Raw genomic sequence first — 17,926 nt, 5'->3', positions numbered from 1 at the left:
TTGCGCGGAATGCGTCGCGCCGATATCCTGAAAGCGACACTGGCATGGAAAAATGCGGCCGGGAAGAGCAAATATGCGACATCGGCCGATATCTGACCGGTCAAACTGCCGGGAGGATCGCGGTTGAGGCAAGGAACAGGCTGAAAGGCGACTGAAATTCAAGACTGAAAACGGGCCGGGAATGGATGATCACGCCACGAAAAAGGCGGCGCCGCGTGATGCAGGCGCCGCCGTCATCTTGAGGAGAATGTCGCATTCGTTACACGGTCCGGTGTTTGTTGTCGTCCGTGCTCGGCCAGCCGATATCCTTGCGGATGTCGAAAGGCATGGCTTCGATTTCGCGAGCCGTCCGCCAGCGCGTCCAGGCAAGCACCATGCTACGGGCATAATGTGCCAGGTCGAAGCGGCCGTCGCCGGAGGTGAGCGACTTGCCGGCACCCCGATAGGTGAGCGTAGTCATTTTCCGTTCCTTTCTTTAGGTCTGGGCATGGTTCGATGGGAGGCTTCGTCCATGTCCATGATCACAATATGGGCCTCGGCAATCCATCATTCAAACGAATAGAGCTTATGGATAACATCAGAGATATTGAACGATGGCTGCGCTCCTGCCGAGCCGTCCTCAGCCGACGATGGCGAGCAATGACACCCCGTCGCTGACGTATCGCTCAACGAGGTTCGCGAGGGCTCAGGTCGATAGATCGGACAGTGAAGAACGATTCTTCGAGCTAGGGGCATCTGCAGGGGGTAGGGTGAAACCAGCCGCTAGGCTACGACGATACAAATGACCTGCAGCCCCGAAGAATGGCCCAAAGTTAGCCTACGTCACCGAAGAGTTTTGGATGGGCAGCCTTAGGTCATTTTTCGCAACAGAGCGATCAAGACATCAGCGTCTTTATTTGCAGCGAGGCCTAGCATGTGATTGTCCGCGAGGTCGATGACAGCCGCCGCAACCTCACATTCATTCCAGCCAACATCAGTAATGCGAATGTCCCGGGCGTTCCTACGGACGAGCAGCATGGTGCCATCACAGTCTATTGGCTCGACAATCAAAGCGCGACACCCGCCGTCGGGGTCGATAGTGTCTATCACAATTTGCATCTCGGTGCCCCCATTGCTGAACAGGATGCTGTGTGGATCACCTTGCTCCAAGGTCTCGAACTATATGTCGTTGGAGCCGTACAGCGAGACACACTGCAGTGCTTGGGGGGTATGGATATAGCAAAAACATTTGGCGCGAGCTTGGCGCTGATCGCCGCCACCTCTTGGATTTCAGCCGCCACCGCAGGCGAATTGGATATGCGTCTATTTGGTCACCACGTCGCCATATCGAAGACCACGGACAGCCAAGATAGCCTGAAGATCGATGACCGCGAGGTCCTCAAGAACTACTACGTAGATATTGACAAGGTACACGTTGTGAAAGGGATCGGTGTCGCCGTGGGGACTTCGTCTGCCGGAGGCAACGCTCGCGAAGGTTCGCCGTTCGTGATCTCGTTTCCGAACGACGGTAACCCAAGGATCGATAGACCATTCGACAGCTGTTTTCCAGTGACCGTGAAACCGTCGGAGGAAACGCTGATCCTATCGAGCTCTGCTACACCAAATCAACCCGGACAGAAGTGGGAATGGTCGGCCAGCGCAGGCTTCAAGGAGGTCAAAGGCGAGGCGTTCGTCGCCGACACGAAGAAGGGCTTGGATCAACTGCGCGAGCGCTTCGTCACGCATCCAGGTGGGCTACTGGACTACGCGGAAATCGGGGCGGAGATCAACCGTCTGGCAGGCAGCGACAAGGCGCTCGTGAACGATATTCTGATTGGGGTGGGGTCAGGGGAGTTCAAAGGCGACCTCTTTGTTGGCACGTCTTGCTCGCGTCACATGTGTATGGATCAGGAGGCCGTCGTTGTCGCTGATCTCGCATCGAGGACAATATACCTCGCCTGGAAGCCTTCAGGTCAAAAGATCAAGGTCAATCCGCCCGTTAAGGAATGGCCGGACAAGGCCAAAGCAGAACTGCGTGAATGGGCTGCAAAGTGGAAGTGACCGCTTAGGCACGGATAGCGCCCAGTGATCCGCTGCCTTGTCTGCTAACAATCGTTGACAGGGGCACAGGCCTCAGCCCTTGCGCATCGACCCCGACATCGTATTGGCGGGGCAGGGGCTTAAGCTTCCCATGAGAGTGGCCATGGAGATTGAGGGATTTCTTTCCCATCTTATTCCAGGTTCTGAAAGGATAGTGGCAGAGGACAAGCTGTTGATCATCAATGACCAACTCGGCGTAGTGTTGCACGCTCGACCAGCCAGACGCCTGAGTGGTTGTGACGTGGTCATTATTTCCGACGATCAGATGCTTCCGGCCGTTCAGCATGGACAGCAGCTGATCGCAGTCGCCGCCTCGTTGCAGCATGAAATCTCCAAGATGCCAGACCTCGTCGTCTACGCTGACCACGGAATTCCAGTATTGAATAAGGGTGACATCGTGCGCAGTCATGTCGGCGAATGGGCGACGGTCGATCCTTAAGACCCGAGGGTCTGCAAAATGGGTATCGCTCGTGAAATAGATCATCGGGGGCTGTCTAACGTAGGCGGCGAAGTTCATTGCGGTCAGGAAGGTCGGTTTCGTTCATGATGTCGACCACTCGATCAGCTTCATCTGCCTCTAGAGAATCGAGGATGATCCCGTAGTAGTCGACAGGCCAGCCGGTGAATAAATCCACCACCGACCAAAAGTGGTCGTCGGAGTTTCTCGAAACTGGTAGCAGATGGGCCATAGCTTATATTAGGCCGCCAGACGTGAAAGCTCAACGACACCGCATCGGTGCCCAAAATCGTGATCAAATGACGCCCGTCGCGGAGGCGTCCCCTATGCAGGGTGGTGGGCAGCACGAGGGCTTCTTTGCGCCTCAGGCAGCATTCTCCATCCAATGTTCTAGGGCTGCATCCGGCCAGCTTCATCGAGAACCCAATCACGAAACGCAACAACCCCGGGATCAGAAGCGCTTTCCTGCGGGTACACCAGAAAATAAGCAAATTGGGGCGCGATGCGGATACTGAGATCGAATAGGCGGACCAGGCGGTTCTGCGACAGATCGTTTGCTACGCTTGTTAAATCGACAAGGGCTATGGCGTCGCCATTAATAGCAGCTTGAAGCATTTCCGCCGAGGTTTTCAGAGCAACCGTGCGGCTGCCGTCGAAGTCGCCGACCCCGGCGGCGGCCATCCACATTTGCCAATTCGGCCAGGCTACACCTCTCGGGGCCCATTCGATGTGGACCAAGGTGTGATTGAGAAGATCGGCGGGCTCTCTCAGCGGGGTCTCGGACGATAGCAGGTGGGGGCTGCAAACGGGCACTACAACATCGTCGAACAATCGATGCGCACAAAGTTCAGGATAGCTTTCTGCACCAGAGCGAATGGCCACATCAATGTCATCCAGCCCAAAGTCGCGGACCTCCGTGGAGACATCGAACCGCACGTCTACGTCCGGCCAGAGGTTGCGGAAGCTCTTGAGGCGTTGCATCAGCCATTTGGCAGCGAAATCTGGATCAACTGAAACAGTCAACTGACCGGAAGCGGGTATGCGCCTACGTGCCTGCGTGACTGCACGTCTCATTAGTTCGAGCGCTTCAGCGGAAGCATTGCAAAGAACTGCCCCTGCTTCGGTCATCCGGATGGAACGATTGGTGCGTGTGAAAAGCGATAAACCGAGTTGGTCTTCGATTTCCTTGATCTGATAGCTGACGGCCGCCGGGGTCACGCCAAGCTCGTCAGCAGCACGGCTGAAGTTCAAATGCCGCCCGGCCGCATCAAGCGTCTTCAGCGCCCGCATCCCTGGAATATCGCGCATCTTGGCTTCAAAGAAAACTTAACATTGCGGCAAGAATTACTCGTTTCCTGCTCCTCGCACAATATGCGACTGTCTGAATTCTGTATTGATATCAGGTCCGTGAGGCGGATATTGGAGGATGTCGTGATTTCGATGACGGACTTAGGCTTCAAAGATTTTCATCAGAAACTGCAGAGCAGGCTGTCAACGCTCTTGGTTGAACGGCAGCGGCTTCGGGCGCAACGCCATCTCAAAAGATACTTTCGGGGTCTACCGGGGCACTGCCTCCGAGATATCGGCGTTGCTCCGCAGAACATTCCTCATCTCGTGAGGAGTGAACTCGACGCTGACAGCTCGCCTTCATAGAAGGATGCGCAGATGTCCGGTTTGGGCCGACGGCGGCCACACCCCAATTCGCTTTAAAAGCCGCGTTTCGCCAGAAATCAATAGGTTGAACGGTTCTGTTTAAAGCGGGTTCGTCAAGATCCGCCTGGTCAGCATAATTCCAGCTGCGGCAGGACGCATCGGAACCAACTCCGCTCCACGTCGTTGCCGCTTGGTAGCTGACAACGACGCAAAGGAGGAAATGATGATTTCCGCAGACCAGATCCGAGAACATATGGAAGTGCGGGCTGCCGACGGCACCCATATGGGGACGGTCGATCATCTCGACGGGCCCACCCGCATCAAGCTGACGAAGACCGACTCGGAAGACGGCAAGCATCACCTGATCCCGATCGATTGGGTCGATCACGTCGACGCGCATGTTCATTTGTCGAAGAACGCCAGGGATGTCCGCAGCCAGTGGGCCACCATCAACTGACGAGCGGTCGGCTGCGGCTTTTGCCGCAGCCTCCTCGCCGCAAGGGAACCCGCATGGCCAAGCAGTTGAAAAAGGGCGACGAGGTGAGCTGGGATACCAGTCAGGGAAAGACCGAGGGCAGGGTGGTCAAGAAACAGACCAGCCCGACGAAGATCAAAGGCCACACAGTGAAGGCATCGGCGGCGCAACCGCAATATATTGTCGAGAGCGACAAATCGGGAAAACGAGCCGCGCACAAGCCAGACGAACTCAGGAAGATTTGAGGGCGGCTGATCCCAACGAAAAGGAGATCGATATGCCAGCCAAATCCAAGGCCCAGCAGAAGGCGGCGGGTGCCGCACTCTCGGCCAAACGCGGCGAGACGCCCAAGAAGGAACTCAAAGGCGCCTCCAAACAGATGGAAGAGTCCATGAGCGAAAAGCAGCTTGAGGAATTCGCATCGACAAAGACCAAGGGAAAGCCGCAGCACGTCTCCAAATGAAGGAGGCGGAAGGCATCGCGCGGGAGTTCAGCTCGTCGTCGACTGCATCGAGAAACCGGCGACGTCATGGGCCTCGGATAGGCCTTTCAGGATCGCCCGGGCGGACGCGTCGGGGTCTTTCGCCATCCATCGCAGTTCGAATGTTGCCCCGGTGCGGCCATCGCTCGTCGGTCCGAATGAAATGAACAAGGCATGGCATTCCAGAGGCCTCAGCACCGCCGACAGGTTGGGGATATCGGCATCGGGGCAGTGGATGACGAGCGTTGCCTTGCGTTCGCAGCGCAGCCATGTGTCCAGGCGCTTCAATGGCGACAGGACAATGAAGGCAACGATGGTGGCGACCGTCCCGGTGACGATCTGGCCGCCGCCGAAGCAGAGGCCGACCACCGTCATGAACCACAAGGTCCCCGCGGTGGTGACGCCGGTCATCATGTCGCCGCGCCTGAGGATCGCGCCGCCGCCGATGAAACCGACGCCCGTCAGGATGCCGAGGGGAAAGCGCAGCACATCCATCTGGGTGAAAAAACTCAGCGTTTTTCCGTAGGTCGACAGAAGCAGGTTCGCCTGGACCATGGCAATGCAGGCGGCAAGCGCCACCAGGATGGTGGTCCTGAAGCCTGCGGCATGGCCGCTGCGTTCGCGGTCGAGGCCGATGAGACCACCGGCAATCACCGTCAGTGCGATGCGTAGGGCGATATCCCACCAGCTCGGCGTCAGCGGCATGGCGTCCGTCAGCAACGAAGGCATGTTTCGCTCCGGATGAGGCCGGGGGATTTCCGTCGGTCGTCGGGCATTGGTCCTCCTCGGCCACGATGCGTCACGGGTGCTAACGCCGAGGGGGACGGGACGTTCCCCGTGGCCGATGAGCTGAGGTTGGCGGTTCGTCTGCGGCGGGTGTATGTATGTTTCGAATGTGGGGGATCGCCCATCAGCCATAAGCGCATTTGCGTCCCAAAAAAACGGAGTACGGAATTGGCCGTCGCTTTCACCAAGGAAGAGAGTTTCGAAACCGCTTCGGAAACCCTGCTGCCCGATCGCCCGATTTCACCGCATCTGAATCTTGTGACGGAAACAGGATTGAAGGCGCTGAAATTACAGTTCCAGCAAGCGCGCGAGGCTTATGACGCCGCGAATACCATCGATGACGTCAACGAACGGCGGCGGCAGGCGGCGGGTCCCTTGCGCGACCTGCGCTACCTCGCGGCACGGCTGCGGACCGCTCAGCTCATGCCCGACCCCACGTCAACCCGCACCGTCGCCTTCGGCAGTAAGGTGACCTTCAGCCGCGACGACGGGCGCGTGCAGACTTATCGGATCGTCGGCGAGGACGAAGCCGATCCCAAGGCCGGATCGATTTCCTATGTCTCGCCGGTGGCGCGGTTGCTGATCGGCAAGGCTGTCGGCGATGTGGTGGAAGCGGGTGGCCAGGAGCTGGAGATCATCGCTATCGAGTAGGGGCGTAATAATACTCAAAGCGGCGCCGAGCTGGGTGATGCGCAACTCTAGAGCGCGATTTCCAGTTCTGCATCCACCCTTTTGAGTTCATCAAAATCTTCCAGTTCATCGGATTGCCTCTCTCGAGGCGCAGCTTGCCGAAAAGCAGACAGCCCTGTCGCAAACACAGGACGAAGAGGAGAAGGCGACAATCGAAAAATCCATCGAGACGCTGGAAGCCAAGATTGCCAAGCTCGAGGCGTCCGAGAGCAGCGAGACCGAGGCATCAGCTGCGGCGACGCCCGCCACTGAAGCTCCGCAGGAGCTATCCGGCGAGAGCGAGCGGATCGGCTAAGAATTTCGACGAAACCAGCGAATTCGGCAGCCGCACAGCTTAGTAATGGCGCCTGTTTGAGTCGCTGCATGTTCTGAGCGGCTCTTTAGAGATTGCGCTTGGCCGCGGTGATGACCTCGCGCGTCAGCTCTGCCAGGCGGTCGGCGGCGAGGCGGTTTATCTGCCAGTAGAGCGGGACGTCGAGCGGGGTGCCGGGAACGAGTTCCACCAGCCGTCCCGATGCGAAATGCTCGCGGGTCAGCTGGGTCGGGTTCATGCCCCAGGCCATGCCCGAAAGGGTGGCCTCGACGAAACTTTGCGGCGACGGCAGCCAGTGGGTGGGATAATCGAGATCGCGTCCGAATGTCTGCCTCACCCAGCTGCTCTGCAGTCTGTCCTTCTGGTTGAAGGTTAGGGCAGGCGCGTTGCGGACCGCCTCGGCGGTGACGCCATTCGGAAAGTGGCGGGCGATGAAGTCCGGGGTTGCGGTGGCGTGGTAACGCAGCACGCCGAGAGCAAAACGCCGGCATCCGCGGACCGGCTTTTCCAGGCTGGTGACGGCCGCGATCACCCGCCCGCGCTGCAGCCATTCGGCGGTGTGATCCTGGTCGTCGACGGCAATGTTCAAGAGATAGGAAGAATTCCTGGCGAAGGTCGACATGGCTTCGACGAACCATGTCCCGAGGCTGTCGGCATTGGTGGCGATCTGGAGCGTCACCCTTTGGCGTGGCTCGTCGGGATCGACGAGAGCCGGCAGCTGACCGAACAGTTCGGCTTCGAGCATGCCGACATTCTCCATATGGCGACAGAGCCATTCTCCCTTCTCGGTCGCCGTGCAGGGAGTGCCCCTGACGATGAGGACGGTGCCGAGACGCTCTTCCAGTTGCTTGACACGCTGCGAAATGGCCGAAGGCGTCACGTTCAACACGGTCGCGGCCTTCTCGAAGCTGCCCATCTGGATAATCGTTGCGACAGCGCGGAGAGCGGGATAATCAAGCATGGATTAGTTTTGCTTACTTTGGATAAGTCGGATTAACTAGCCTAATTCAAGCGACGGCGATACTGCAAGCCCACCGAAGTCTGGGGCCTTGCCGAAACAATGAATTTTTCAATCTATGCCACCGGCCTGATGATGGGCCTCAGCCTGATCATCGCGATCGGCGCACAGAACGCCTTCATCCTGCGCCAGGGCCTGCGCAACGAACACGTCTTCGCCGTCTGCTTCGCCTGCGCCTTGTCGGATGCAGTGCTGATCGTGCTTGGCGTCACCAGCCTGCAGCAGATCGCCAGGTTCATGCCCTGGCTCGATCCGGTCATGCGTTATGGAGGAGCGGCGTTTCTCGCCTGGTATGGGGCAAAAAGCCTCTATTCCGCCTTCCGGTCCTCCGCAACCCTGACCGCAGCGGAGGCCAAAACGGCGAGTTTCCGGCAGACGCTTGCGATCTGCCTGGCGCTCACCTGGCTCAATCCGCATGTCTATCTCGATACGGTCGTGCTGCTCGGCACCATCTCGACGCGCTATCCCGGACAGCAGGCTTCGTTTGCCGCGGGGGCGGTGACAGGTTCTTTCCTGTTCTTCTTTTCTCTCGGTTATGGCGCGGCATGGCTGCGGCCGATTTTCTCGAAACCGTCTTCCTGGCGGATGCTGGAAACGCTCGTCGCTTTCACCATGTGGATCATCGCCTTCAAGCTGCTGGGTGGGATGTGACCCTTCGGGGGATCGAGCATCCGGGCCACGACTGGCGGCAGGCTCGGGTTCAATGGGGGCGCGGCACGAAAGCCATTCGATGGAGGATTTTTCCGAGTGCTGTCGTGCCTGCGCGAAGATTCAAAAACCTACCGAGCACATTATGCGCGGGAATCCACGATCCTCAGGTGGCGACCCGGCCGCGCCGCTACGCTCAGTAAAGGCAATTCCATTTCGCGCTGGCAGTCGGCCAGCAGGTGCGGTGGAAATCGTTTCAATTCCCGCAGCGCATGTTCATGGTTTGCATCTCTGCGCCGGCGCGACTTGAATGCGGAAAAGGTCTGTAGGATATTCCATGTGCTTGCATGGGCCATGTCGAGCCTCCTTTGCTGCATCAGGTCCGATACGCAGACTATGGGGAGCGATTGACATTCAATCAAACAAAATGATATGCGGTTATAAATCAGAAAAATTGAAAGATGCGACGATGAGCCTTCCCTTTCGCCGTCCCATTCCTTTGCTTGACAACGATGTGCTGCGTACCTTCGTCGCCATCGCCGAGACAGGCAATTTTTCCACAGCCGCCGAGGCGGTCTTCCGCACGCCGTCGGCGGTGTCGATGCAGATCAAGAAGCTCGAGGAGCAACTGGGCGCGACGCTTTTCCTACGCGACGCCCGTTCGGTATCGCTGACGCGCCACGGCGAGATGCTGCTATCTTATGCCCGCAACATCCTGGCACTATCGAATGAGGCGGTGTCGCGCTTCATCATGCCGGAGCTCAGCGGTGTCGTCAGGCTCGGCGCGCCGGAGGATATCGGCGAGCGGCTGTTGCCGAGCATCCTGAAGAGTTTCGCCGAGAGCTATCCGGGCATCATGGTCGACGTGACGATCGACATGAGCATCGGGCTGAAGAGGCGCATGGAGGAGCAGCGGCTCGACCTGGCCTTGATCAACTGTGCGACGCGGCCGTTCCCGACAGGCGGCGAGGTGGTGTTCCGCGAGCGGCTGGTCTGGGCCGGCGCCAGATGCGGTTCGGCGCATCGCCGCGATCCCCTGCCGATCTCGATCTGGGAGGATGGTTGCATCTGGCGCCAGGAGGCGCTTTCCCAGCTCGAACGCAATAAGCGGCCCTATCGCGTCGCCTATCTCAGCGGCCACACCATGGCGCAGCGCGCCGCCGTGCTCTCCGATCTTGCCATTGCGCCGCTGCCGCTATCCTATGTCAACGAGGATATGGCGATCCTTGGCCCGCAGGAAGGTCTGCCGGAACTCGGCGCCTTCGATATCCGCCTGCTGACCGCCTCGCAGGTGTCGGGGCCGATCGAGACGGTGGCCGACAGCATTCGCGGCGCTTTTGCCGAGAGAGCAAAGGCGGTCGCCGCCTGAGCATGTCTTTCAGGTTGAACCTTTTGTTCCCTTGTGCGTTATCGGCGCGAACGGCATAAGTGCCGTTCGGGGTTGATTTCAAACAAGGATATTCGAAATGACGACAACGGCCAAAATCGCCGCAGCCTTGATGGTTCTTCTTGCCCTTTCCTCCTGCGGCAACACAATCCGCGGCATAGGAAAAGATACGGCAAACACCGTAAACGCCACCCAGGATGCCGGCCGCTCGGTTGACCGCGCGGCAAAGAAATAATGACCGTTCGGATTCCTCTGGGGATCGTCGGATCACGTATTGACCGGGGACCGGATCAATTCACCGGCGGATAAGCCTTTTCCAGCCCGCCGGATCGGTCGAGACCGGTCCGGAAGGCTTGGTAGGCAGGATGCTGGCTTGAGCGGGCAGTTTCCATCAGCCGGATCTGCAGCCGATCCGGCGCTTGGGCTCCGAGCCATACTCCGAGGTTTTCGAGCTTCAGCGAGTTCAGGAACCGCGAACCGGCTGCGAGATCGAGATGGCGGCGCAGGCCGTCAAGCAGGTTGTCGTCCTGAGCGATATTTTCCATGAGCAGCGTCAGATATGACTTGTCCGTCTCCGACAGCGCGGCGAGCTTTTCCGCAACGGTATCGCGGTCGGGGAAGGGAACGTTGCCTGTCATCTCGAATCGTCCATGCTTGATGGTGTTTTTGTCGTTATAAGCTCGCCTTGACCTTCTCGGCTATATCGGCGGGAACCCATTTCATCCACAGGCCCTCGTAATTGCGAAGGAAATGGATTGCGGCGTCCTCGTTGCTTTCGCGGTTTTCGTCTTGCCAGGCCAGCACCTGGTTAATCGTCTGATTGTCCCATTTGCGGGTTTTGAGATAGGTGGTGACCGGTCCGGCACGGCTGGCAAAAGACCTGGTCATCAACGTGAAAGCGCGCGAGACCGGGTAGGAATTGAGTTGCGGCCTGATGCAGCCGGCGACCGCGGTGCAACGGTCCCACTCGGCCTTGTTGTGGCCGACGCCGAAGCTCAGCCGCGTCATGTCGTATTTGCCGAGGACGGCGGTCGGCGCCCAATAGTAACCGAGCCAGCCGACCTTGTTGTCGAAGGCGTAGGCGATCGAAGCGTCCAGCTGTTTGGGGCTGCCGGTTTCGACGAGTTCGAAGCCCTTCTTGTCCGCGGCAAGCGCCTTGAACAGGTTGGTGGTCGATATCTGGCAGCTCCAGTCGGCGGGACAATTGTAGACCGCGCCCTTCGCCGCATCGCCCTCGGCGGGGAAAAGTTCCGGATGCCGCAGCGCATCTTCGACCGAACGGATGTCGGGATGGGCGTCGGCGATGAATTTCGGGATCCACCAGCCCTCGACGGCGCCGTCAGCCAGGATCTCGGCTCCCTGCACCAGCCGGCCGGTGTTGACCGCTTGATCGAGCAAGGCCCTGACGGAGTTGATCCAGTATTCCGAGGCAATGTCGGGGGTGCCTTTCTCGTTCATCGAGGCGAAGGTCGGCAGGGTGTCGCCGTCGACGATGGTGACGGAGCAGCCATAGCCCTTTTCCAGGATGATCTTGTCGAAGTTCGCCGCAATTCCGGCCGAGGCCCATTTCATCTCAGCGATCGAAACCTTGCCGCATTCTGCGGCTTCGGCCGGCGCGACGGCAGAAAGAGCCGCGGCAAAGACGGCCGGAATCAGAAACGTCTTCATCGTCATTCCCCGAATTCTTCCTTACAGCGCCGCGTCTTTGAGACGCGCTCCGGCAGCTTATCGCAGGTCATGGCTCGAAAATGGCGTTTTTGGGAAGCCTACGCGTTCGCTCGCAGAAATCAACCGTCTTCTGCTAATGGTTGCAGTACTAAATGATTGAATTCGAATAATTTATCTCAACATCCCGAAAATGGCGCCTTTAAGCGAACTGCACGCTGTTGGCGATCGCCGGCGGATCCCCAGCAGAAATTTCGGCGAGAAAGTCAAAAAAGATCAAAATTAACATTTGCGTAAGCCTTCAATAACTCTCCGGTAAGAATGTGCCGTTATCAGTTGGGTCGTGGCGGCAATGACCGCTGCTTCTCCGGTTCAGGTAGTGCGTACCGGAGAAAGCGAGCTTCGCCGTGTAGGGGTGAAGACGCCTGAGTTTTCGGCAAACCGCGCAGAGCCAAGGCCATGCGCGGTTTTCGCGTTTTCAGCTGGCGCCTTGACCCGGGATTGCCGGCCATTGTAGGCCTCGCCTGAACGAAGGACGGATACAGGCCGCCAATGGCAAGAGCGATCATGCTGCAGGGAACCGGCTCGGATGTCGGCAAGACGGTGCTGGTCGCCGGCCTCTGCCGGCTGGCCGCCAATCGGGGCCTCACCGTTCGGCCCTTCAAGCCGCAGAACATGTCGAACAATGCCGCGGTTGCCGATGACGGCGGCGAGATCGGCCGGGCGCAGTGGCTGCAATCGCTGGCGGCGCGCACGCCGTCCTCGGTGCACATGAACCCGGTGCTGCTGAAGCCGCAGTCGGAAAACGGCAGCCAGATCATCGTGCAGGGCAGGGTGTTCGGGCAGGCGAAGGGGCGGGACTATCAGCGGCTGAAGCCGCAGCTGCTCGGCGCGGTGCTGGAAAGCTTCGAAAAAGTCGCTGCGGGCGCCGATCTCGTCATCGTCGAGGGTGCCGGATCGCCGGCCGAAATCAATCTCAGGGCCGGCGATATCGCCAATATGGGTTTTGCGACGCTGGCCGGCGTGCCGGTCGTGCTCATCGGCGATATCGACCGTGGCGGGGTCATCGCCTCACTGGTCGGCACGCATGCGATCCTCGACGATGCCGACCGGGCGATGATTGCGGGCTATATCATCAACAAGTTCCGCGGCGACATCTCACTGTTTGACGACGGCATCCGCGCCGTCGCAGGCTTTACCGGCTGGCCGTGTTTCGGCGTCGTGCCGTGGCTGCCGGGTGCCGCGCGTCTGCCGGCCGAAGATTCGGTCGTGCTCGAACGGCTGGCGAAGGGCGGTGCGGGTGCACTGAAGATCGCCGTGCCGGTGCTGCCGCGCATCGCCAATTTCGACGATCTCGACCCGCTGCGGGCCGAGCCGGACGTCGAACTGGTCTTCGTGCGATCAGGCGAACGGCTGCCTGCCGATGCGAGCCTCGTCATTCTTCCCGGCTCGAAATCGACGATATCGGATCTCGCCGATTTCAGGGCGGAAGGCTGGGACCGGGATCTGCAGGCGCATGTCAGGCGCGGCGGCCGGGTGATCGGCATTTGTGGCGGCTACCAGATGCTCGGCCGCACGGTGCACGATCCGCTCGGTATCGAGGGCGGGACGCTTGAGACGCCGGGGCTTGCGCTTCTCGACGTCGAGACCGAGATGGCGCCTGAGAAAACTCTGCGCAACAGCCATGCCCGCTCGACCGAATACGACGTGCCGCTTGCCGGCTACCAGATCCATCTCGGCATCACCCGCGGCCCGGATTGCGATAGACCTTCGGCGATTATCGACGGCGCGCCCGACGGGGCGCTTTCGGCCGACGGCCGAATCATGGGCACCTATCTGCATGGGCTCTTCGGCAGCGACGCCTATCGCGCCCGGCTGCTGCAAAGCTTCGGGCTCTCGGGCGAGCAGAGGAATTACCGCGAGAGCGTCGAGCGGGCGCTGGATGAGATCGCGAGCGAGCTGGGGAAGCATCTCGATGCGCACTGGCTTGCGGGGTTGCTGGAGTAGGGATGGATGTGCGTTAGGCGGGGGATTGCCGCGCTGTCTTGCTCCCCGCTGGAAGGACGTCCCCCACGGTATGTGCGGTTGATCCGAGGTGCTTAACCTCTCCTCCATCATTCCTGTGCTTGTCACAGGAATCCAGTGCGCCCAGGTCCCTGGGCGCGAGAGATCCCCTGCCTGGGAACGAGTCGTTCACGGCACGGACGCGCCGTGGCTGGATTCCTGTGACAAGCACAGGAATGACGGAGAAAGATGAGATGCTCGGAGCAGCGATTTGCGTCCAACGTCTACCGTTCCACTCTTGCCAAATTGGTTGACTGAGTCCATTAATTCCCTCCCCACGAGAATCCGGGCGAGAGTATAACCATGAGCGTATTGGATAGATTTTCACTGGCAGGTCAGGTGGCGCTCGTGACCGGCGGTGGCCGTGGTCTGGGCTTCGAGATGGCGCGCGCCCTTGCGGAGGCCGGCGCCCATGTCATCGTTACCGGCCGCACGGCGGCGACGCTGGAAGATGCGGTAAACATCATTCGTGCCGCGGGCGGCACGGCGGAGGCTGCGGCCTTCGATATCGCCGACAGCGAAGCGCAGCGTGCTGTGATGGCCGATATCGACCACAGCCACGGCCGCCTCGATATTCTGATCAACAATGTCGGCGCCCGCGACAGACGGCCGTTGGCCGAATTCGACGATGACGCGATCATCGAACTGCTGCGCACCGATCTGGCCGCCGCGATGATGCTTTCGCGGGACGCCGCCGTGCTGATGAAGCGGCGCAATTATGGCCGCCTGATCGCGGTGACCTCGATTAGCGGTCATGTCGTCATGCCCGGCGACTGCGTCTATCCGGCTGCAAAGCAGGGCCTGACGGGACTGATGCGCGGCATGGCGGTCGAATTCGGTCCGTACGGCATCACCAGCAACGCGATTGCGCCCGGCTGGTTCGCCACGGAGACGAATGCGGCGATGGCCGCGAACGAGGAATTGATGCCCTTCGTGCGCCAGCGCATTCCGGTCCAGCGCTGGGGACGCCCCGACGAGATCGCCGGCGCGGCGCTGCTTCTTGCAAGCGGCGGCGCCTCCTTCGTCAACGGCCACGTGCTGACTGTCGACGGCGGCATGACCGTCAGGATGTGAGCCGTCATCGACCGCTGGAAATATCGACGGGAGGCGGCTATCTATCGATGTGGTGGCAGCCCGGTTCGGTACCGCCGCCCATTTGCCCGATTTGCGGACATAAGGTTGCGCCGGCTCATGTGGAGATTCGAAAATTAGCGACCATATTCAATGGATTATAGAGCAGGGAATCACCAGCGAGCATATTGGCGAGCTCGTTTCCGGCCTGTGTGAACGGCTGATCGCGGACGGGTTTCCGATCTGGCGGGCGAGCATCAGAATGCCGTCCCTGCATCCCATGTATCGCGGCGTCGCGGCCAATTTCATGCGGGGCGGTGAGACCGTCCTTGAAAATGCGGAGCACGGCAGCGAGACGGAGCGTGACTTCGAGAGGACGCCGATCTTTTACCTCTTGAGCCGCGGCGAAAGAACGGGGCGATGGAATTTGGCGAGCGGCGAGGGGCTCGATTATACCGAACTCAACGAATTCGCGCTTTCCGGGGGCACGGATCACGTCATCAGCCTGTTCGAATTCCCGAAGGAAGTCGCGCTGCGCGGGCTCGGCTTCTCGCTGACGAGCGACGCGCCGGGCGGATTTTCCGATGATCAGCTGGCGATTGTCGCGGCGCTGTTCCCGGCGCTCGGACTGGCGGCCTACCGCGTGGCGGTTTCGAAGACGGCGACCGATATCCTCGCGGTCTATACCGGCGCCAGGACGAGCGCGCGCATCCTGGCCGGCGAAACCCGCAGGGGAATGGGCGGTTCCATCGATGCCGCCATCCTGCTGGCCGACCTTCGCAATTTCACGGCCTTGACCGAGGTCTATCAGCCCGGCGAGATCGTCGGGTTTCTCAACGAGCATTTCGAGCTGATCGACCGGCATGTCGAGGAAAATTCCGGTGAGATCCTGAAGTTCATGGGCGACAGCGTGCTGGCGATCTTTCCGACCGAGGCTGAGGACCCGCAAAAGGCGTGCAAGGCGGCTTTGGCCTCCGCCCAGAATCTGCTGAGGGCCAACGAAGAGCTCAATCGCGAGCGGACGCGCAACGGAGGTCCCGATATCGGCATCGATGTCGTGCTGCATCTCGGCGAGGTTTTCTACGGAAATGTCGGCGCCCACGGCAGGCTCGACTTCACGGTGATCGGCAGGGCCGTCAACGAAGCGTCGCGGCTGGAAAAGCTCTGCGGCACGCTTGAGCAGCACCTGTTGCTGTCGGAGAGCTTCGCGACGACCTGTGCCGTGGATTGCGAGTATCTCGGATCCTTCGAATTGCGCGGGGTTTCGAAGCGGGCTGACGTCTTCAAGATCGCCGACGCCGGGGCAACGCAAGCGATGGGTCAGATCTCGCCCGAGACCTCTCGGCGGCGGCGGTCGAGTTCTTCGCTGTAACGGCGCAGCGTATAACTTTCGCTGAGCTGGCCGACCACCTTCCGTTCGATCAGGTTGTTGACGACGGCGAGTGCTTCGCTTTCGCTCTTGTCGAAGATCGCCGCCGCCTGGCGGGCATTCATCTGCGGCTGCAGGAAATCGTTGCGATAGTGGATGAAGTCGGCCAGCGTCTTGCCCTCGTCCTGGGTGTCAGTCGGATTGGCGTAGATCTCCGGCACCAGCACGAGGCCGGCATATTTGTCGCTCTCCTCGACGAGGATGACACGCTGGGTCGAGCCGATCGGGAAGGCCTGCTTGAATTCCTCCAGCGAAATGCCCGCTCTTGCCGTTTTGACGTCGGCGCGCATCAGCTTGTCCACCGTCAGGTTGCGGATCCAGCCGACGTCATGGGCGCTGCGGATGCTTTCGCCGCGCAGATGGAAGCGCCATGTGGCGAAGGAGTAGCCGAAGGTCGAGCGCACGACGAGCGAGGAGGTGATGACGGCGGCGAGCACCAGCGCCGTGATCGGGAAGTCGCCGGTAATTTCGAGCGCCAGGAACGTCATCGTCAGCGGCCCGCCGATGACGGCGACGGCAAGCGAACTCATGCCGACCACGGCATAGATGACCGGCGTCAGCGTCGCATCAGCGAAATAGGGACCGCAATAGGCAAAGAGCTTGCCGAGCAGGGCGCCCATGAACAGCGAGGCGAAGAACAGGCCGCCCCTGAAGCCCGAGCCGATCGAGATCGCCGAGGCCAAGGATTTCAACAGGAGGAGGCCGACCAGCGCCGGGATGGCCACGTCGCGGGAAAGGTTGAGATGCAGCGCGCCGTGGCCGGCCGACAGCACCTGCGGCGAGATCATCGCCAGCAGCCCGACGATGATACCGCCGAGGGCGGGACGGAAGGGCGGGGCGATCGAGCTCTTGCGTGCCAGTTCTTCGACGAAGGAGACGCCCTGCATGATCAGGATACCGACGCCGGCGCAGCAGGCGCCAAGCAGCAGCGCCGGGATATAATCGGCCGGCACGACCGCGCCGAAGCTGCCGATATCGATGGTGAAATCGCCTTCGGCCAGCAGCCTTGCGATCAAAGTGGAAACGAGGGCCGAGACGACCACAGGGGTCAGCGACACGATCGTATAGGTACCGATGATCAGCTCGAAAGCATAGAAGGCGCCGGTCAGCGGCGCGTTGAAGGCGGCGGCGATGGCACCGGCTGCGCCGCAGCCGACGAGGATGCGCAGATCCGAGCGGCGGAGCTGCAGTTTCAGGCCGAATTTCGAGGCGAGGCCGGCGGCAAGCTGGGTGTAGCCGGCCTCCAGGCCGACGGAGGCGCCGAAGCCGTTGGAGATCAGGTTCTGCACAGCGACGATGATGCTGTCGGTCAAGGACAGGCGGCCGCCATGCAGCGCATTGGCCTCGATCGGGTCGACCATCGGTTTCTTGCGGCGCTTGGCCAAAATGAAGAGCAACAGCCCGAGCAGAATGCCGCCGATGACGGGGGCGGAGAGCAGCAGCAGCTTGTCGTCGATCACCGACGAGCTCAGCCTTTCGCTGTCCGGTATGCCGAAGACCAGCTGGTGCAGCTCATTCGAAACGTAGCTCATGCCGGTGACCGCAAGCCCTGAGGCGATGCCGACGACGGCGCCCGCCAGCGACAGGCCGACTTCGCTGCGGCGAGTCAGAGCGCGCAGCCGCCCCGGGTCGAAGAAGACACGCAGCGCACGGAAACGGCGCCGATCCAATTTCATAAGCATGGCTAGACAACTAGGCGGAGAGAGGCCC

General features: G+C 60.3%; 20 protein-coding genes and 1 pseudogene. 12 read left to right on the top strand and 9 right to left on the bottom strand.

Going from position 1 to position 17,926, the window contains the following annotated elements; all coding sequences use genetic code 11:
• Positions 1-259: 259 nt before the first annotated feature.
• On the bottom strand, positions 260-460 hold the full coding sequence (locus tag AMK05_RS12965) for a hypothetical protein (RefSeq protein ID WP_064838966.1): 201 nt from the start codon (positions 458-460) through the stop codon (positions 260-262).
• Positions 461-915: 455 nt separating this feature from the next.
• Between AMK05_RS12965 and AMK05_RS12955 the strand changes: the two genes are divergently transcribed.
• On the top strand, positions 916-2,040 hold the full coding sequence (locus tag AMK05_RS12955) for a hypothetical protein (protein WP_237352092.1): 1,125 nt from the start codon (positions 916-918) through the stop codon (positions 2,038-2,040).
• Between the two features lie 4 nt (positions 2,041-2,044).
• Here AMK05_RS12955 and AMK05_RS35550 read toward each other — a convergent pair whose 3' ends face one another.
• Both AMK05_RS35550 and AMK05_RS12945 read right to left on the bottom strand, forming a co-directional pair.
• The gene (locus AMK05_RS35550; protein ID WP_064841360.1) at positions 2,045-2,563 is read right to left on the bottom strand and encodes a metallophosphoesterase family protein; all 519 of its coding nucleotides are present in this window, start codon (positions 2,561-2,563) and stop codon (positions 2,045-2,047) included.
• 363 nt (positions 2,564-2,926) lie between these two features.
• Positions 2,927-3,844 carry a LysR substrate-binding domain-containing protein gene (locus AMK05_RS12945; RefSeq protein WP_064838962.1) on the bottom strand — a complete coding sequence of 306 codons (918 nt, stop codon included), beginning with the start codon at positions 3,842-3,844 and terminating at the stop codon, positions 2,927-2,929.
• Between the two features lie 568 nt (positions 3,845-4,412).
• Between AMK05_RS12945 and AMK05_RS12935 the strand changes: the two genes are divergently transcribed.
• From AMK05_RS12935 to AMK05_RS12925, 3 genes are read left to right on the top strand one after another with little or no spacing between them, the layout of a single operon-like run.
• A complete protein-coding gene (locus tag AMK05_RS12935) occupies positions 4,413-4,646 on the top strand; it encodes a DUF2171 domain-containing protein (protein ID WP_012557983.1) in 234 nt (77 codons plus the stop codon).
• 53 nt (positions 4,647-4,699) lie between these two features.
• Positions 4,700-4,909, top strand: coding sequence for a DUF2945 domain-containing protein (locus AMK05_RS12930; RefSeq protein ID WP_064838956.1), 210 nt, complete (start codon positions 4,700-4,702; stop codon positions 4,907-4,909).
• Positions 4,910-4,941: 32 nt separating this feature from the next.
• Positions 4,942-5,127 (top strand): DUF3008 family protein, encoded by a 186-nt coding sequence (locus AMK05_RS12925; RefSeq protein WP_064841359.1) that lies wholly within the window; start codon positions 4,942-4,944, stop codon positions 5,125-5,127.
• Positions 5,128-5,154: 27 nt separating this feature from the next.
• On the opposite strand, the gene AMK05_RS12920 is transcribed toward AMK05_RS12925, so the two are convergent.
• Complete coding sequence (locus AMK05_RS12920; RefSeq protein WP_064838954.1) at positions 5,155-5,874, bottom strand: MgtC/SapB family protein; 720 nt, start codon at positions 5,872-5,874, stop codon at positions 5,155-5,157.
• Positions 5,875-6,099: 225 nt separating this feature from the next.
• Between AMK05_RS12920 and greA the strand changes: the two genes are divergently transcribed.
• Positions 6,100-6,582 (top strand): transcription elongation factor GreA, encoded by a 483-nt coding sequence (greA, locus tag AMK05_RS12915; RefSeq protein WP_064838952.1) that lies wholly within the window; start codon positions 6,100-6,102, stop codon positions 6,580-6,582.
• 57 nt (positions 6,583-6,639) lie between these two features.
• Positions 6,640-6,959: pseudogene (locus AMK05_RS36095) on the top strand (hypothetical protein).
• 42 nt (positions 6,960-7,001) lie between these two features.
• Here the strand turns inward: AMK05_RS36095 and AMK05_RS12910 are convergent.
• Positions 7,002-7,895 carry a LysR family transcriptional regulator ArgP gene (locus AMK05_RS12910; protein ID WP_064838950.1) on the bottom strand — a complete coding sequence of 298 codons (894 nt, stop codon included), beginning with the start codon at positions 7,893-7,895 and terminating at the stop codon, positions 7,002-7,004.
• 99 nt (positions 7,896-7,994) lie between these two features.
• Here AMK05_RS12910 and AMK05_RS12905 point away from each other — a divergent pair, with 99 nt between their 5' ends.
• The gene (locus AMK05_RS12905) at positions 7,995-8,603 is read left to right on the top strand and encodes a LysE/ArgO family amino acid transporter (protein ID WP_064838947.1); all 609 of its coding nucleotides are present in this window, start codon (positions 7,995-7,997) and stop codon (positions 8,601-8,603) included.
• A gap of 140 nt (positions 8,604-8,743) precedes the next feature.
• On the opposite strand, the gene AMK05_RS33275 is transcribed toward AMK05_RS12905, so the two are convergent.
• Positions 8,744-8,956, bottom strand: coding sequence for a hypothetical protein (locus tag AMK05_RS33275; RefSeq protein ID WP_082935651.1), 213 nt, complete (start codon positions 8,954-8,956; stop codon positions 8,744-8,746).
• Positions 8,957-9,027: 71 nt separating this feature from the next.
• On the opposite strand from AMK05_RS33275, the gene AMK05_RS12900 reads away from it, so the two are divergent.
• Positions 9,028-9,969 (top strand): LysR family transcriptional regulator, encoded by a 942-nt coding sequence (locus tag AMK05_RS12900; RefSeq protein ID WP_171899779.1) that lies wholly within the window; start codon positions 9,028-9,030, stop codon positions 9,967-9,969.
• 97 nt (positions 9,970-10,066) lie between these two features.
• A complete protein-coding gene (locus tag AMK05_RS12895; RefSeq protein ID WP_003540537.1) occupies positions 10,067-10,222 on the top strand; it encodes a hypothetical protein in 156 nt (51 codons plus the stop codon).
• Positions 10,223-10,277: 55 nt separating this feature from the next.
• Here AMK05_RS12895 and AMK05_RS12890 read toward each other — a convergent pair whose 3' ends face one another.
• Positions 10,278-10,625 carry a hypothetical protein gene (locus AMK05_RS12890; RefSeq protein WP_064838943.1) on the bottom strand — a complete coding sequence of 116 codons (348 nt, stop codon included), beginning with the start codon at positions 10,623-10,625 and terminating at the stop codon, positions 10,278-10,280.
• Between the two features lie 34 nt (positions 10,626-10,659).
• Positions 10,660-11,661, bottom strand: a complete 1,002-nt coding sequence (locus AMK05_RS12885; protein WP_171899778.1) for a glycine betaine ABC transporter substrate-binding protein — start codon at positions 11,659-11,661, stop codon at positions 10,660-10,662.
• A gap of 543 nt (positions 11,662-12,204) precedes the next feature.
• Between AMK05_RS12885 and AMK05_RS12880 the strand changes: the two genes are divergently transcribed.
• From AMK05_RS12880 to AMK05_RS12870, 3 genes are all read left to right on the top strand, one after another.
• Positions 12,205-13,659 (top strand): cobyric acid synthase, encoded by a 1,455-nt coding sequence (locus tag AMK05_RS12880; protein WP_064838941.1) that lies wholly within the window; start codon positions 12,205-12,207, stop codon positions 13,657-13,659.
• A gap of 360 nt (positions 13,660-14,019) precedes the next feature.
• Positions 14,020-14,790, top strand: coding sequence for an SDR family oxidoreductase (locus AMK05_RS12875; protein WP_064838939.1), 771 nt, complete (start codon positions 14,020-14,022; stop codon positions 14,788-14,790).
• Between the two features lie 259 nt (positions 14,791-15,049).
• Entirely contained in the window at positions 15,050-16,159 is a 1,110-nt protein-coding gene (locus AMK05_RS12870; RefSeq protein WP_237352090.1) for an adenylate/guanylate cyclase domain-containing protein, read from the top strand.
• Here AMK05_RS12870 and AMK05_RS12865 read toward each other — a convergent pair.
• Entirely contained in the window at positions 16,108-17,898 is a 1,791-nt protein-coding gene (locus tag AMK05_RS12865; RefSeq protein WP_064838937.1) for a chloride channel protein, read from the bottom strand. The genes AMK05_RS12870 and AMK05_RS12865 overlap by 52 nt on opposite strands.
• Between the last annotated feature and the right edge of the window lie 28 nt (positions 17,899-17,926).

It is taken from the genome of Rhizobium sp. N324 (assembly GCF_001664485.1).
GTDB lineage: Bacteria > Pseudomonadota > Alphaproteobacteria > Rhizobiales > Rhizobiaceae > Rhizobium.
The sequence above is the reverse complement of the archived record's forward strand: the minus strand, read 5'-3'. Positions and strand labels throughout refer to the sequence as shown.